The following is a 14,840-nucleotide window of genomic DNA, read 5'->3' on the forward strand; positions in this document are numbered from 1 at the left end:
TAATGCATATCCGTCAGGTGATCAGGCTGCCAGGCCCGTTACCGGAATATTAGCCAGCACACACGGTGGAGAAAAGTGGGTCATTCCTTTCCAGAACTTTCATGTTGTCGACCCTTGGCGTTCCATCAGAGCCGATAGGAACAACCTCGCGAGTCCCGCAATTAATAATGTGAACCCGGTGTGCAACCGTGTCAGTGATTTTCTGTTCAAAACGGTAAAGTGTGAACCGTACTATATCCGGATTGTTCGTATCCCGGGCGATGCTGTTCTTATCCACAGTGGAGAACGCGGTTACATAGGGGTAAACCAACGACCACGGACGCCAGAATATCCCTTTGCTCTCTGTGCTCACGACCACAGCTTCATTAGGGAGGCGTGACTGCTTATGGTCAAACCAGCTGTATTCGCCGTAAATCAGATAGCCGAGCATACCTGCGCCGGCAAATACCGGAATAATCCATTTAGGTGCCATATTGCGGGTGACGGCCCGGATTCCAAGAGCGATACCGGCGGCGCCCAGTCCACAAAATACGGTGGCGACAAAAGTCCAGAACATAAATGTGTTTCCTTAAAAAAGAACGGGCCTCCTCTAAGAGGAAGCCCGTTCAGTAACAACCTGTCAACTCAATGAGTGAAACAGGCCGGGTTGTTGCTTAGTGGTCTTGAGCTTGTCCGGCACCGCGTGGGTAACGAACGCTCTCAACCAGCTCCTGAATTTCAACGGGTGGCTCGTCAGTCACATTGGATACCGCGAAGGCTACCGCAAAGTTGACGACGGCACCAATCGCACCGATAGACAAAGGAGAGATGCCGAATACCCAGTTCGCCGGAATGTCAGCAAGGTTGGCGGTACCTGGTATGAAGAACCATCCTTTGTACACGAAGATGTACGTCAGGGTGAACACCAAGCCGGACAGCATACCCGCGATGGCGCCAACATTGTTAACGCGCTTGGAGAAGATGCCCATCATCAGAGTCGGGAACAGGGATGCGGCTGCGATACCAAACGCCAGCGCAACAACCTGTGCAGCGAATCCCGGTGGGTTGGCGCCAAGATATGTCGCTACAACAATCGCAACGGCCATCGATATACGGGCTGCCCTCAACTCGCCTTTCTCCGAAATACCCGGATTAATCGAGCCTTTGATCAAGTCGTGACTGATTGCTGAAGAGATCGCCAGGAGCAAGCCTGCGGCTGTTGATAGTGCAGCTGCAAGACCACCTGCGGCTATCAGCCCGATAACCCAACCAGGCAGGTTGGCAATTTCCGGGTTGGCAAGCACCAGGATGTCCCGGTTTACTTCAAGCTCATTGCCTTTCCAGCCACGGGCCGTTGCCTCAGCTTCGAAGGCCGTGCCGTCTGCAGATGAGTCATCGTTATACAGCTGGATACGGCCGTCTTCGTTTTTGTCAGTGAACTTGATCAGACCTGTAACTTCCCACTCTCTGACCCAGTTCGGGCGGTCATCGTACTGAATTGGCTCAGCAGCAGTGCCATCGGGATAAATGGTGTTCATCAGGTTCAGGCGAGCCATGGACGCAACCGCCGGCGCTGTGAGGTACAGCAGCGCAATAAACACCAGGGCCCAGCCAGCAGACCAGCGAGCATCTGCAACCTTCGGAACGGTGAAGAAGCGGATGATAACGTGGGGCAGGCCAGCGGTACCAATCATCAGCGTCAAGGTAAACAGCGCCATGTTCAGGTGGCTGTCGAGATCTGCAGTGTATTCTGTGAAGCCTAAGTCAGTGACGACCTGGTTCAGCTTGTCGAGAATCGGCATGCCGGAATCGATGTGAGTGGAGAACAAACCAAGCGCTGGAACCGGGTTGCCTGTCAACTGTAAAGAGATGAATACAGCTGGGATGGTGTAGGCAAGGATCAACACAACGTACTGGGCAACCTGCGTGTAGGTGATACCTTTCATGCCGCCAACTACGGAGTAGATGAAAATAACCACAGCTGCGATTATCAGACCTGTTGTGGAATCGACTTCAAGGAAGCGAGAGAAGGCTACACCGGCACCGGCCATCTGACCGATAACGTAGGTGACAGACGCTACAATAAGGCAGACAACTGCTACCAAACGAGCTTTGCTGCTGTAGAAACGGTCACCGATAAACTCCGGAACCGTAAACTTGCCGAATTTGCGCAAGTAAGGTGCCAGAAGCATAGCCAGCAGAACGTAACCACCCGTCCAACCCATCAGGTAAGCCGAGCTTGCATAGCCACTGGCAGCGATAATACCTGCCATGGAAATAAAGGACGCTGCGGACATCCAGTCGGCACCAATCGCCATACCGTTAGTGATGGGGTGAATGCCGCCACCGGCAACATAAAAGTCTTTTGTACTTCCGGCCTTGGCCCAGATGGCGATAAGGATGTAGATGGCGAATGATCCACCTACAAAAATGATGTTAATGGCAAATTGACTCATTATTATTATTCCTCGTCCACGCCGAATTGTTTATCGAGCCTGTTCATGCGCCACGCGTAGTGGAAGATCAGTGCAATAAACGTGAGAATCGAGCCCTGTTGAGCGAACCAGAAGCCCAGGTCCGTGCCGCCGATGGAAATGCTGGACAGCATTGGCCGCAGGAAGATCGCGAAACCATAAGAAACCAGAGCCCAAACGATCAGGCTCCCGAATATCAGGCGAAGATTCGCCTTCCAGTACTGTTCAGCGTTGTCGCTATGACCTGACATAGAGTACTCCTGTTATTATTGTGGAGTTAGCGGGATTACCTTATTGACTTTGGTGCAATACGAGCCCGAGTGATATTGGCAAAAGGTCTAAAACTCTGGATTTTGACGGGTTTACGGTTGAAATTGAGAGCTGGCGCAGACGCTTCAGCTCGGTACGTACCATGGCTCTACAAGTGGCGTTGTCAGAGCCGTTGCATGTTTCTCAGGCGACGGTGATAACGTAATTTGTCGCTGAGCTGGACCAGGGTGAGAGTGCCCTGTTGCGCGGCCTTGTTCAGAGCAATTAGCGTGAGCTCTGCGGTGACCATGGCGTCAGCTGCCGCATGATGGCGGGCACTGGCGTGCAAGCCGAAGGTGTCAGCCCAATTGTCCAGGCCCTTACCTTGTGTATTGGCGCTTGGGAAAAAAGTGGGCATTAGCTCTGCAACGTCGAGCCAGATGTGATTTTCGCCGTAGCCGAGTTCCGCGCGCAGGGTTTTCTCCAGAAATTTCTGATCAAAGGCCGAATGATAGGCCAGAATGGGGTCGCCATTCATCCAGTCCAGAAGATGCAACAGAGCATCTTCGGTTTCGTGGCCGTCGGTCAACGCTTCCGGGCCGATGCCGTGTATCAGTACGGTTTTACGAATGTCCAGTTCGGGCCGACGCAGAATCAGGTCAAACTGGTCGTCCAGGGGTATAGCATTGTTGTTGATGGCGACGGCGCCAATAGCGATCATCTGGTCTTTGGCCGGGTTCAACCCTGTAGTTTCCAGATCAAGCACGATTAACCGCGAAGTCATCAATGGCTGATCGCCAATTGTTTTGGGGTTTGGCAGGTTAGTGGTGTCTATACCACCACGCTTTTTGCGCTCCAGCCACTGTTTCAGAAAGTCGATCATAATCAGGCCCCGAGGCTAGAGCTGGTAAGCCAGTTCCAGCTTCTGTTGCAGGCGCTGGGCCTGGCGGAAAGATTCGCGGAGAATTCGTCGATCCAGCGGATTCAGATCATCTGGGTCAATGTAATTGGTTAACGGCTCTTTGTTTTCCAACATTTCATTGTGCGCCCGCATACGGATAGCCTGTATCAGGCTGTAGGCTTCTTTCCAGGCATTGGCGTCTTTGGCGTCAAACACGCCCTTGCGAGCCAGTTCATCCATCCGCTCCAGGGTGTTCGCAGCTCCCACGCCGTTAGCCAGAGCAAACACCCGCACTGATTCAACGAAGGGCGCCAGGCCCTGGCGCTTCAGATCTAACGCACGGTTTTTACCATCGCTGACATAGCGAAAGCTGCGGAACATTGTCAGTGGCGGTTTTCGGGTAAAGGCGTTGCCCGCCAGCATTTTTTGAAATAGCGAATTGTTGCCGATACGCATCAAAACTGTCTGGAACAGCTCGTGCACAGGTTCGCCAGGGCCGAACACCGCCCGCATATCGAGGAAGATCGACGAATATATGAGGTTCTGCGATGTCGAAGCATCGATAAAGTGCACGAACCAGTCGTCCCATTCGGCGCCACTCAAGCACAGTTTCGGGTTGCTGGCCATAATATTACCCTTGCACAGGGTGAAACCACATTCTGCCAGCTCGTCGTTCACGATGCGCGCGAACGGCAGCAGTTTCTCTCGCACTTGATCTTCCGTCATACCCTCCGGCGTGGTGAACAATATGCCGTTGTCCTGATCGGTTAACAGGGTTTGCTCCTGGCGACCCTCGCTGCCGAACGTCAGCCAGGTAAACGCTATGCCGGGATCGTTTTTGGCGATGTTCAGTTCTAATACGCGGCGCACAGTGACGTCGTTCAGGGTGGTAATGATTTTTACAATCTGGCCTGAATCGGCGCCATGGGCCAACATGGAATCAACCAGGCGCGAGACATCCGCGCGCAGGCTTACCAGGGTGCGCAGGTGGGTGGCGGTACCAATGGTGCGTGCAAGGTTGACCAGATCTACCCGCTGCAATGCAAACAGGTCCCGTTCTGACACAACGCCAATCAATTTGTTCTCGTCGTCCACCACGCAAATGTGGGCAAAGTGATGCTCCGCCATCAGCATGGCGGCTGCAAAGGCATCTTCTTTTGCCAGCAATGAGCAGGGGTTCGGTGTCATAACGTGCCGAATCGGTGCGCTCAGGGGAGCCTTTTCTTCGGCAATCAGTGTGCGCAAGTCGCGCAATGTGAAAATACCCACCGGGTGTCGGTTGTCGTCGGTGATGACAATGCTGCCTACGCTGTTTTCATGCATGCGCGCCACAGCTTTGCGCACCGGCAAGTCGGGTGTGCAGACAATAGGATTGCGCAGTGCGAAGCGCTCCAGCGGCGAGTCTAACGTAAAGCTCGAACCAATCGACGCCATGGCGCCGGACTGTATGCGCTGATTCACCTGATCTAGCAGACTGCTAACGCCGCGCAGGCAAAAGTCGCGGAAGGTATCGCTTTGGGTAAACAGAGTGACAAAAGCTTCATGCTCAATGCTCAGACAGAATGTGTCGCCCACCGACCGGTGCACGGTGCGGGTAGGCCGCTCACCCACCAGTGCCGCCAGTGGAAAGCAGTCCCCAAGGCCAATCTCGAAAGTGGTTTCGATGCGATCGTCCCTGCTATTCAGTCGCTCACCACGGATCCGACCCTGCTTTACAACGTAAAATTGTTTGACGACGCCGTCGTCCGCGGACAGAACCACCTCGTCATTAGCGTAAAAACGCAGCGCAGAGTGCTCTGCAAAGTGCGCCAGATGATCTTCGTCCATATTGGAGAAAGGCGGATGATTTTGCAGAAAAGCCATAACGGCCCGGGTATTTTGCGGGCGATTCTGGTCTTGAGAGGCTGCTGCCATGTTCGGTTTCACTCTGTCGACGACGGATGGATTTGCTTACAGTCTAGTGCAGGCGCCGCCGGATTGCTTTATGGCATCGCAGGCCAATGGTAAAGTTCGCCGCATTAGGAACCATTGATAATACTGTCATGACTACAAAAGAAGATCGACTGAGTTTTCTCGCCGAAATGGGCGATGTGAAACGTATAAAACGGCCAAACAAAGCCGATGTTGTGGTACCTCGCGAACTGACGCCGGGCCACGTGGAACGGCAGCGGGCAGCTATCGCGTTGCCGCTGAAAGACACCAACCCGCTAACGGCGGACATGGTTGAGCCTTTGACCGCTCAGGATATTCTGAGCTGGAAGCGCCCCGGCATTCAGAACGGCGTGTTTCGCAAACTGCGACTGGGTTACTACCCCAGCGAAGCCAAGTTGGACTTGCACGGGATGACGGTAGACGAAGCCCGACGCCAAGTGTTTGGTTTTGTAAATGACTGTATGCGCTATGACCTGCGAACGGTAACGATTCTGCACGGTAAAGGCGAACGCAACCGCGACGGTATCGCCTGGCTCAAAAGTTACCTAGCCAAGTGGTTACCGGAATTGGAGCCGGTGTTGGCGTTTCATACAACACAAAAGCACCACGGCAGTACCGGCGCCATTTACGTTATGATCCGCAAGAGTGATCGCGAAAAACAGAATAATCGGGAAGCCCACGACCGGCGCGACTAAGCATCGCCGATGGCAACCTCAACTATGAATCGAAATCGGAGAAATGTATGGCCTATCTGCTGACAAAAAAGACCGCTTTGGTCATTGTTTCACTGATCGCCTTGGCAGGCTGCACAGATCGCGTCATTTGGGAAGATAACGGCGCTATTGAAAAAACCACCGAGAATCGGGAAATCTGGGACACTAACGGCAAGATGGGTAATGGCGATCGCCCGATATGGGTTAACAAAGACGGCGAAAAAGTCGTGAAGTAATGACAATGCCTCGGGCCTTTGGAATCGTTGGAAAAAACTCGGTTAGGGCTTCTCTAACGGTGCTTGCAGCCATCTTTCTCGCTGCCTGTAATCCGTTTGATGAAGCGCGACCCATGATGGATGAGTACGTTGAGCGCCTGGGCCGGGTGTTGGATACTGACCCTCAGTTCAGCGAGCCGGCCCCGGCGCCTATTTTACCGCGCCGCCGTGAACGGGTTTTGGACATGCCCGAGCTGGAACTCGGAATGCTGGACTTTCTGTCGCTCTACGGCTGTGATCTGCAATTTGTCGTCGGTGAGAAAAATTCCATCTTGGGCAAGGTTATGCAGCCGCTAAACCGTTTGAGGTACGAACTGCGTTTCATTGCCAGCGCTGAAAAATGCCTGCAAAGCAGCGTTGATGATGATGGAGATAAAGATCTGCAGGACATGTTGCGGCAAGCCATCAGTAGTAAACGCGAGAACCTGCCAATCGCGCTTTGGAACGCAACCTGGGGTGTTGAGGAAGTCGAGAACCTGTTTACCACCAGCAAGGGATTTTATCCAGTGATTGCCGAAAATCCGCTGTCGGACCTCGCCCGTGAAGCTGTTCAGTTAGAGCGCGTGGCACGGAGTCTTCTTAATGGCGAATTGGATCAGAATCTGGACTTTGCCGGGGCTGTGCAACAGCGTTGGCAGGCCGAGTATCACGCCGGTCAGTTAATCAACAGCGCCCTGCTAGTGGCGGCGAGACTGAATGACGGCACGGAGCTGATTCAACGCCGGCTGGCGCAGCGCCCTCTGTGCTTGAATGGTAAGCCCAACAATCAGTCCACTATCGTAAATGATATGTTTTTCAGTGTTTACATTGGCAAGGTGCAGCCGTATCTGGCGGAATTGCGCCGTGCCCGAACTGATTTGCTGGAGCCCCTGGCGCAGCTGGCGCAGATTCAAACCGCCGTGATGCCGCAGAGTTTCCAACGCTGGAAGGCCCGTGCCTTGCCCGCCGAGGCCGTTGCTGAGAGCGCAAGCGTGTGGGGTGATCTGGACCAGGCCTTGGCCGAACACACCCGAAGCTGGCAGCAGCTATTGGAGCAGTGCGGCTTGCGCCCGGGTGCTTAAAGCGTATTGATGAACGAACAGTGCTTAACAAAGTGCTTAACGAAAAGCGCTTAACAAATAGTATCTAGCGCTGACTTTCGGGCGTCACCCGCAGAATTTCTTCAACGCTGGTCAGCCCGGCGGCAACCTTTTGCGCGCCACTCAGTCGCAATGACTTCATGCCGCTTTTGTAAGCGTCCGCACGCAATTGCTCCAGTTCGCAGCCCTCGGTGATTTGCCGCACCATGGCGTTGGACAACTCCAGTATCTCATAAACGCCCGAGCGGCCAATGTAGCCGGTCTGGCGGCATTCCAGGCATCCGGCCGGCTGATAGAATTCTTTTGGCAGAGGCGCACGCCAGGGCTGGGTCAGGGTTTTCCATGCATGTTCATCGGGCTCGCAGGCCACTTTGCAATGGGGGCAGAGGTTCCGGGTCAGGCGTTGAGCCATAATGCCCAGCACCGTCGCGCGAATCAGGTACGGGGGAATGCCCAGCTCCATCAGTCGGGTGATGGCACTGGGGGCATCGTTGGTGTGCAGGGTGCTAAGAACCAGGTGGCCCGTCAAAGCGGCCTGTACCGCCATTTCTGCGGTTTCCAGATCACGGATTTCGCCAATCATGATAATGTCAGGATCCTGTCGCAGCAGTGCCCGAACGCCTGCGGCGAAGGTTAGATCGATGTTGGTCTGCACTTGCATCTGGTTAAACGCCGGCTCCACCATTTCAATGGGGTCTTCAATGGTGCATACGTTCAGTTCTGGCGTGGCAAGCTGTTTGAGTGTGGAATACAGGGTGGTAGTTTTACCCGAGCCGGTAGGGCCGGTTACCAGCACAATACCGTGGGGCCGGCTGGTAATGCCGTTCCAGCGTTCGCGGTCCTCACGGCTAAAACCCAGCTGCTCGTAGGATTTCAGCAGCACGTCCGGGTCAAAAATGCGCAGCACCATTTTTTCGCCAAAGGCGGTGGGCAAGGTGGCCAGGCGCAGTTCTACTTCCTGACTGTCCGGCTTGCGGGTTTTTATACGCCCGTCCTGTGGCCGGCGTTTTTCGGCCACGTTCAGCCTACCCAGTATCTTCAGGCGACTGGTTACAGCAGTGCCTACGTGGCCGGGAAATTCGTACACCGAATGCAACACGCCATCAATGCGAAAGCGCACCCGGGTAATGCCGCGGCGCGGCTCTATGTGAATGTCAGATGCGCGCTGCTCAAAAGCGTATTGCAGCAGCCAGTCGACAATTTTCACCACGTGTTGATCATTGGCTTCGGGCTTGTCGCTGGTTCCCAGATCCAGTAACTGCTCGAAGTTCTGGTGGCCCGCCAGCGTTCCTTTAGCCTGGCCACCGCTGGCTTTATCTACTGAACTGGCAAGCTGATAGAATTCCTGGGTATAACGGCGTAAGTCCTCGGGATTGACGACCACCCGTTTTAACTCTTTGTGCACGGCCTGACGCAGGTTGTGCTCCCACTCCGAACGAAAGGGTTCGGCGCTGGCAATCAGCACCTGGTCATTATGGATTTCTACTGCCAAAATGCCGTGGCGCTGGGCGAAGGCGAAGGACATCACCCGCGCAATAGCCGCGGCGTCAATTTTTAGCGGATCAATATGGTAGTAATCTTGTCCGGCCCAGTCGGCCAGCCATTGAGTCAGCCGCTCCAGATTCAGGGTTTGCCCAGAATGCTGACTGTTCAGAGCAGCAATAGCGACCAGTTCCAGTGGGTGGCGCGGTACTGTGTCGCCTCCGGCGCTGCCAAGATTGGCAGACATCACACGTTCTGCGTCGGTTTGCAGAATGTCGCCGCTGCTGACCAAAGCCGTGCAAATATCCCGCAGGGTCAAGGTCGCTCTTGCCGGCGCCTGGGGTACCTTGGCCTTCTGTACTTTGGCCGGCGGGCGTTTGTCACGGGGAGGCACTGAAGCCATAAACTGGGCGTCCGTTGCAGTCATCGGGGGGAGAGCGGTGTGCTATCAGCAACACTCAGGCCGTCTCGGGCCGATTTACCTTAAGGTGAATCATCGCCACAGTAAACAGCAAGAAGGTTAGCGCGGTTGTAATAACCGGCCCGATGGCGCCCTCACTGAGCCAGGCTGACACCACGCCTTGGGTGAAATAGAAAATGATAACGAAGGATAACCAGATATAGGCGCGACTGTTGCCGCGATACACCGGCACAATAAAACCGATCAGAGGTAACAGTTTTACCGCCAGTATCATGGTGATGGAGACGCCTTCGTCCGGCCCCGGGAAAAAAGCAGTCACCACCAGGGTAATCATAGTGGCCAAATAGAGCGCCAGAGTAATACGTGCCGTTATGAGTGCTTTCGGGTTACGCAACATGTCAGAAATCCGCAATTGTTTAAGGTGATTCCGCGACAGCGGATTAGTCGGCCAGCTTCAACGCCAGGCGAGCCAGGCGCTCGCCAAACGCTTGGCAAAGAACCTGCTCGTGTTCGCTCAGTGGCAGCTGTTCACCGGTGCCGGCGAAATGACTAGGGCCATAAGGTGTGCCGCCGGTCGTGGTTGCACCCAAAGCCGGCTCGCTGTAGGGCAAACCGCACAGCACCATGCCATGGTGGAGCAGTGGCAGCATCATCGACAGTAATGTGGTTTCCTGCCCGCCATGAAGGCTGCCTGTTGACGTAAAGGCTCCGGCGGGTTTGCCAGCCAAGGCGCCGGCAATCCACAAATCACCGGTAGTATCCAGAAAGTACTTTAACGGCGCGGCCATATTGCCAAAGCGGGTAGGGCTGCCAATGGCCAAACCAGAGCAGGCAGCCAAATCGTCTTTGCTAACATAGGGTGCGCCTTCATCGGGCACCGGTGGCACTGCGCTGGTTGTTTCCGGTGCTACCGGCGGCACGCTGCGAATTCGCGCCTGCATGCCGCTCACCCGGGCAACGCCGCGGGCAATGCGATTAGCCATGTCGGCGGTTTGGCCGGTGCGGCTGTAATACAGAATCAGCACGTAGGGAGCCGGTGCGGTCATGGCAAAGATCCTCGAAATGTCAGCTTGGTAAAATTGAATTACAGAATAGTCAGTACGTTTTCCGGAGGTCGCCCGATGACCGCTTTGCCATTTGCCTGCACAATAGGGTGCTCAATCATTGTGGAAAATCCGGGTAGGTTCTGTCATCTTCTTGCCTGATAATGTGCACGTGGCGGGCGAATATAAATTCGCGGTCGCATAGTTTAACAGGAGGACTTTGCTTGCAATACCCTGTGACCGGTTTTGCCTTTATTACTGGCCGCCTGGCGGCGGCTGCATGTGTGTTTGCCGCGATGGTTGCGCTGGCGGGTTGTAGCAAGATTGAGCTGGAGCGCAATGAAGGTGCACCATTGGCCTGGAACGAGCTACGCGGGCAATGGGTATTGGTGAATTACTGGGCCGAATGGTGTAAGCCCTGCCTGAAGGAAATTCCCGAACTGAATGCCTTGAGCCAGAACCCGGCTATTACCGTGCTCGGCGTTAACTTTGATGGTATCAGCGGTGCCGAACTGCGCCAGCTGGGCGAACGCATGGGCATTGGCTTTGATCTGCTGAATCAGGACCCGGGCCCGCAGTTCGGCTGGCAAACGCCCATTGCGCTGCCTGCTACGCTGGTTATAAACCCACAGGGCGAGTTACAGCAGGTGCTATTTGGCGAGCAGACCCAGGCCAGTATTCGCGTCGCCATCGGCCTGTAAATGGCCGTTGATAGCGGCCGGCTTTATTTGTTTTATTCGTATTTCCGCTTTAATCAGGATTATCTGCAATGACTGCCCAGACCTTTGTACATCTTCGCATTCACTCTGAACATTCCTTGGTGGATGGCCTGGTACGGGTAAAGCCGTTGATCAAACGGGTGGTGGAGCTTGGTATGCCTGCGGTAGGGCTCACCGAACAGTCCAATATGTTCTCGCTGGTGCGATTTTACAAAGCCGCGCTTGGCGCCGGGGTGAAGCCTATTATTGGCGCCGATTTATGGCTGGAAAACCCGGATGAGCCAGAAAGCCCGTTTCGCACAACCCTGCTGGCCAGTAACAACGACGGCTACCTGAACCTGACCGAAATTGTTTCGCTGGGTTATACCGAGGGTCAGCGTTTTGGCAAGCCCATCATTAAGCGCGAATGGCTGGAAGCCCGAAGTCAAGGCCTGATTATGCTCTCGGGTGGCAAAATGGGCGATGTTGCCAAGGCGATGTTGTCAGATAAACCTAAACTTGCCCGCGACCGGGCCTGCTATTGGCGTGACCTGTATCCCGGCAGTTTTTATCTGGAGCTTCAGCGCACTGGCCGTGCGGGTGATGAAGACTGCTTGCATCTAAATGTGGAACTGGCGGCCGAGTTGGGTCTGCCAGTGGTGGCTACCAACGATGTCCACTTTATTTATGCGGAAGATTTCGAGGCTCACGAAGCCCGCGTGTGTATTGGCGAAAGCCGCACTCTGGACGATCCGCGCCGCGACCGCCGCTTTAGTGATCAACAGCACCTGCGCAGCTCTGAAGAAATGATCGAGCTGTTTGCCGACATTCCCGAAGCGGTGGAAAACACCCTGGCCATTGCCCGCCGCTGCTCGGTTACCGTGCGCATGGGAGAGTATTTTCTGCCCAATTATCCGGTGCCGGAAGGCCTGACCATGGACGACTACTTTCGCCAGGTATCGGAAGAGGGTCTGGAAGATCGTCTGGCCAAAACTCTGCCCAAAGACGATCCGGATTACGACAACAAGCGCCAGGCTTATTACGACCGGCTGAAGTTTGAGCTGGACATCATCATCCAGATGGGTTTTCCCGGCTATTTTCTGATCGTGATGGACTTTATCAAGTGGGCAAAGAACAACGGCGTGCCGGTGGGGCCGGGCCGTGGTTCCGGTGCCGGTTCCCTGGTGGCCTACGCCCAGTTGATTACGGACCTGGATCCCCTGCAATACGATCTGCTGTTTGAACGCTTTTTGAACCCCGAGCGGGTCTCCATGCCCGACTTTGACGTCGACTTCTGCATGGAAGGCCGCGATCGGGTAATCGCCTATGTGGCCGAAAAATACGGTCGCGAAGCGGTATCGCAGATTATTACGTTCGGTACCATGGCAGCCAAAGCCGTGGTGCGTGATGTCGCGCGGGTGCAGGGCAAGTCTTACGGGCTGGCGGACAAACTGTCCAAGATGATCCCGTTTGAAGTGGGTATGACCCTGGCTAAGGCCGTAGAGCAGGAACCATCACTTAAGGAATTTCTGGCTCAGGACGAAGAAGCCCAGGAAATCTGGGAAATGGCCATCAAGCTTGAAGGTGTGTGCCGTAACGCCGGCAAACACGCAGGCGGTGTGGTGATTGCGCCGACTAAAATCACCGACTTTTCGCCGCTGTATTGTGACGACGACGGCGGCAGCCTGGTAACCCAGTTCGACAAAAACGATGTGGAAGACGCCGGCCTGGTGAAGTTTGACTTCCTCGGCCTGCGCACGCTGACCATCATCGATTGGGCGCTGAAAATGATCAATCCGCGGCGGGAAAAGCGCGGGTTGAAGCCGGTGGACATCAGCGAGATTCCGCTGGACGACCCGGCCTCGTTCGTGATGCTGAAAAAGGCCGAAACCACCGCCGTGTTCCAGCTGGAATCCCGCGGTATGAAGGACCTTATCCGACGTCTGCAACCGGATTCCCTGGAAGATATGATCGCCCTGGTGGCGCTGTTCCGCCCAGGCCCTTTGCAGTCGGGCATGGTAGACGACTTTATCGACCGAAAGCATGGCAAGCAGCCGATGTCTTTCCCGCACCCGGATTATCAGTATGAAGGCCTGAAGCCGGTATTGGAGCCCACTTACGGCGTTATCCTGTACCAGGAACAGGTTATGCAGATCGCCCAGGTAATGGGTGGCTACAGTCTGGGTAACGCGGACATGCTGCGCCGCGCCATGGGTAAGAAAAAACCCGAAGAAATGGCCAAGCAGAAGCAGTTTTTTCTGGATGGCTGTGCCGGCAATAATATTGATAAGACCCTGGCGGAAAACATCTTTGACCTGGTGGAAAAGTTTGCCGGTTACGGCTTCAACAAATCCCACTCCGCCGCTTATGCACTGGTGTCTTATCAAACTCTTTGGTTAAAGGCTCACTACACCGCTGAGTTTATGGCTGCCGTGCTCACCGCCGATATGCAGAACACCGACAAGGTGGTTACGCTGGTGGAGGAGTGCCGTAGTTTGAAACTGGATTTGGTGCTGCCGGATGTCAGTACCTCTGAATACGCCTTCACCGCCAATGACGATGGCCAGGTCGTGTACGGCCTTGGCGCAATCAAAGGCCTTGGTGAAGGCCCCATTGACAGCATCGTTACAGCGCGCAAAGAAAATGGGCCGTTCACTGATCTGTTTGACTTTTGCCGTCGGGTTGATCTGAAAAAGGTGAACAAACGGGCGCTAGAAGCGATGATTCGCGCTGGCGCTATGGACACATTAGGCGCCGGCCGAGCCCAGCTGATGGCCAGCATCGGAAAAGCCATACTACAGGCCGGTCAGCAGTCGCGTAATGAAGCAGCCGGCATGGTGGACATGTTTGGCGATACCTTGGAAACCGCCGCTGACGTAGACGCCTATATCGATGTTGCGGACATTCGTGAGTGGTCTGAAAAACAACGGCTTAAAGGTGAAAAAGACACGCTTGGACTCTATCTGACCGGGCATCCGTTTGATGAATACGAGCGCGAAGTTCGGCGCTTCGTGCGCTCCTCCATCGCCGACCTGAAACCCAATAAATCGCCACAAAGGGTAGCCGGGCTGGTGGTGGCGCAGCGCACCATGAAAACGCGCACCGGTTCCACCATGTGCTTTATTACTCTGGATGATCGTAGCGGGCGCATCGAAGCGACGCTGTTTTCCGAAGCGTTTTTTGAAAACCGCGAACTGTTGCAGTCAGATCAGGTCATTGTAGTAGAAGGCCAGGTCAGCCACGATGACTACTCTGGTCAGATGAAGATGCGGGTTAACTCGGTGATGGATGTAGCCAGCGCCCGCCAGCAGTTCAGCCGCGGTTTGCAGTTGAAGCTGAATGAAAACCAGCTTGGCAATGGCCTGCTGGATTCACTGGAACAATTGCTGGCCCCGCATCGCTGCGAGGGCAGCCCGGTGTGGATTGAGTACACCAGTCCGGCCGCCAGCACTCGTATTGAGTTGGGTTCATCCTGGCGGGTAGAGCCCAACGACAGCCTGCTGCTGGAGCTGAAATACTTGGTGGGCGACCGTAGCGTGGAACTGGTCTATGATTAAAGGCAATACTTATTTGTTTGCTGCGCTGGCCGAGGCG

Annotated in this window: 13 protein-coding genes; 5 read left to right on the forward strand and 8 right to left on the reverse strand. The window is 54.8% G+C overall.

Annotated features, from left to right (window positions below; genetic code table 11):
• Positions 1 to 49 precede the first annotated feature (49 nt).
• From ATI45_RS01530 to ATI45_RS01550, 5 genes are all read right to left on the reverse strand, one after another.
• Positions 50 to 556 carry a hypothetical protein gene (locus ATI45_RS01530; RefSeq protein ID WP_098417975.1) on the reverse strand — a complete coding sequence of 169 codons (507 nt, stop codon included), beginning with the start codon at positions 554 to 556 and terminating at the stop codon, positions 50 to 52.
• Positions 557 to 653: 97 nt separating this feature from the next.
• Positions 654 to 2,435: a sodium:solute symporter family protein gene (locus ATI45_RS01535; protein WP_098417976.1), complete on the reverse strand. Its 1,782-nt coding sequence runs from the start codon at positions 2,433 to 2,435 to the stop codon at positions 654 to 656.
• A 5-nt stretch (positions 2,436 to 2,440) separates the two neighbouring features.
• Complete coding sequence (locus tag ATI45_RS01540; RefSeq protein ID WP_098417977.1) at positions 2,441 to 2,704, reverse strand: DUF4212 domain-containing protein; 264 nt, start codon at positions 2,702 to 2,704, stop codon at positions 2,441 to 2,443.
• 182 nt (positions 2,705 to 2,886) lie between these two features.
• A complete protein-coding gene (locus ATI45_RS01545; RefSeq protein WP_098417978.1) occupies positions 2,887 to 3,585 on the reverse strand; it encodes a PolC-type DNA polymerase III in 699 nt (232 codons plus the stop codon).
• A 15-nt stretch (positions 3,586 to 3,600) separates the two neighbouring features.
• Positions 3,601 to 5,517, reverse strand: a complete 1,917-nt coding sequence (locus ATI45_RS01550) for a putative nucleotidyltransferase substrate binding domain-containing protein (RefSeq protein WP_098417979.1) — start codon at positions 5,515 to 5,517, stop codon at positions 3,601 to 3,603.
• A 128-nt stretch (positions 5,518 to 5,645) separates the two neighbouring features.
• Here ATI45_RS01550 and smrA point away from each other — a divergent pair, with 128 nt between their 5' ends.
• The 3 genes from smrA to ATI45_RS01565 are packed head-to-tail and all read left to right on the forward strand — an operon-like array spanning position 5,646 to position 7,584.
• Positions 5,646 to 6,230, forward strand: coding sequence for a DNA endonuclease SmrA (smrA, locus tag ATI45_RS01555; protein ID WP_098421611.1), 585 nt, complete (start codon positions 5,646 to 5,648; stop codon positions 6,228 to 6,230).
• Between the two features lie 47 nt (positions 6,231 to 6,277).
• Positions 6,278 to 6,484, forward strand: a complete 207-nt coding sequence (locus ATI45_RS01560) for a hypothetical protein (protein ID WP_098417980.1) — start codon at positions 6,278 to 6,280, stop codon at positions 6,482 to 6,484.
• A complete protein-coding gene (locus tag ATI45_RS01565) occupies positions 6,484 to 7,584 on the forward strand; it encodes a DUF3080 domain-containing protein (RefSeq protein ID WP_179888372.1) in 1,101 nt (366 codons plus the stop codon). The genes ATI45_RS01560 and ATI45_RS01565 overlap by 1 nt, the downstream gene beginning before the upstream one ends.
• Before the next feature lie 64 nt (positions 7,585 to 7,648).
• On the opposite strand, the gene ATI45_RS01570 is transcribed toward ATI45_RS01565, so the two are convergent.
• Genes ATI45_RS01570 through wrbA form a run of 3 tightly spaced genes read right to left on the reverse strand, consistent with a single transcriptional unit; the run spans position 7,649 to position 10,551 of the window.
• A complete protein-coding gene (locus ATI45_RS01570) occupies positions 7,649 to 9,487 on the reverse strand; it encodes a GspE/PulE family protein (RefSeq protein WP_098417981.1) in 1,839 nt (612 codons plus the stop codon).
• A 55-nt stretch (positions 9,488 to 9,542) separates the two neighbouring features.
• Positions 9,543 to 9,902, reverse strand: a complete 360-nt coding sequence (locus ATI45_RS01575) for a DUF2069 domain-containing protein (RefSeq protein WP_098417982.1) — start codon at positions 9,900 to 9,902, stop codon at positions 9,543 to 9,545.
• Positions 9,903 to 9,945: 43 nt separating this feature from the next.
• Positions 9,946 to 10,551, reverse strand: a complete 606-nt coding sequence (wrbA, locus tag ATI45_RS01580; protein WP_098417983.1) for an NAD(P)H:quinone oxidoreductase — start codon at positions 10,549 to 10,551, stop codon at positions 9,946 to 9,948.
• A 221-nt stretch (positions 10,552 to 10,772) separates the two neighbouring features.
• Between wrbA and ATI45_RS01590 the strand changes: the two genes are divergently transcribed.
• Both ATI45_RS01590 and dnaE read left to right on the forward strand, forming a co-directional pair.
• Positions 10,773 to 11,249, forward strand: a complete 477-nt coding sequence (locus tag ATI45_RS01590; RefSeq protein WP_098417984.1) for a TlpA family protein disulfide reductase — start codon at positions 10,773 to 10,775, stop codon at positions 11,247 to 11,249.
• A gap of 68 nt (positions 11,250 to 11,317) precedes the next feature.
• Complete coding sequence (gene dnaE / locus ATI45_RS01595; protein ID WP_098417985.1) at positions 11,318 to 14,803, forward strand: DNA polymerase III subunit alpha; 3,486 nt, start codon at positions 11,318 to 11,320, stop codon at positions 14,801 to 14,803.
• Positions 14,804 to 14,840 lie beyond the last annotated feature (37 nt).

It is taken from the genome of Marinobacter sp. LV10MA510-1, from assembly GCF_002563885.1.
Lineage (GTDB): Bacteria > Pseudomonadota > Gammaproteobacteria > Pseudomonadales > Oleiphilaceae > Marinobacter.

Coding starts and splice junctions, on each gene's coding strand:
- ATI45_RS01530 (WP_098417975.1), bottom strand. CDS start 556: ATGTTCTGGACTTTTGTCGCCACCGTATTTTGTGGACTGGGCGCCGCC.
- ATI45_RS01535 (WP_098417976.1), bottom strand. CDS start 2,435: ATGAGTCAATTTGCCATTAACATCATTTTTGTAGGTGGATCATTCGCC.
- ATI45_RS01540 (WP_098417977.1), bottom strand. CDS start 2,704: ATGTCAGGTCATAGCGACAACGCTGAACAGTACTGGAAGGCGAATCTT.
- ATI45_RS01545 (WP_098417978.1), bottom strand. CDS start 3,585: ATGATCGACTTTCTGAAACAGTGGCTGGAGCGCAAAAAGCGTGGTGGT.
- ATI45_RS01550 (WP_098417979.1), bottom strand. CDS start 5,517: ATGGCAGCAGCCTCTCAAGACCAGAATCGCCCGCAAAATACCCGGGCC.
- smrA (WP_098421611.1), top strand. CDS start 5,646: ATGACTACAAAAGAAGATCGACTGAGTTTTCTCGCCGAAATGGGCGAT.
- ATI45_RS01560 (WP_098417980.1), top strand. CDS start 6,278: ATGGCCTATCTGCTGACAAAAAAGACCGCTTTGGTCATTGTTTCACTG.
- ATI45_RS01565 (WP_179888372.1), top strand. CDS start 6,484: ATGACAATGCCTCGGGCCTTTGGAATCGTTGGAAAAAACTCGGTTAGG.
- ATI45_RS01570 (WP_098417981.1), bottom strand. CDS start 9,487: ATGGCTTCAGTGCCTCCCCGTGACAAACGCCCGCCGGCCAAAGTACAG.
- ATI45_RS01575 (WP_098417982.1), bottom strand. CDS start 9,902: ATGTTGCGTAACCCGAAAGCACTCATAACGGCACGTATTACTCTGGCG.
- wrbA (WP_098417983.1), bottom strand. CDS start 10,551: ATGACCGCACCGGCTCCCTACGTGCTGATTCTGTATTACAGCCGCACC.
- dnaE (WP_098417985.1), top strand. CDS start 11,318: ATGACTGCCCAGACCTTTGTACATCTTCGCATTCACTCTGAACATTCC.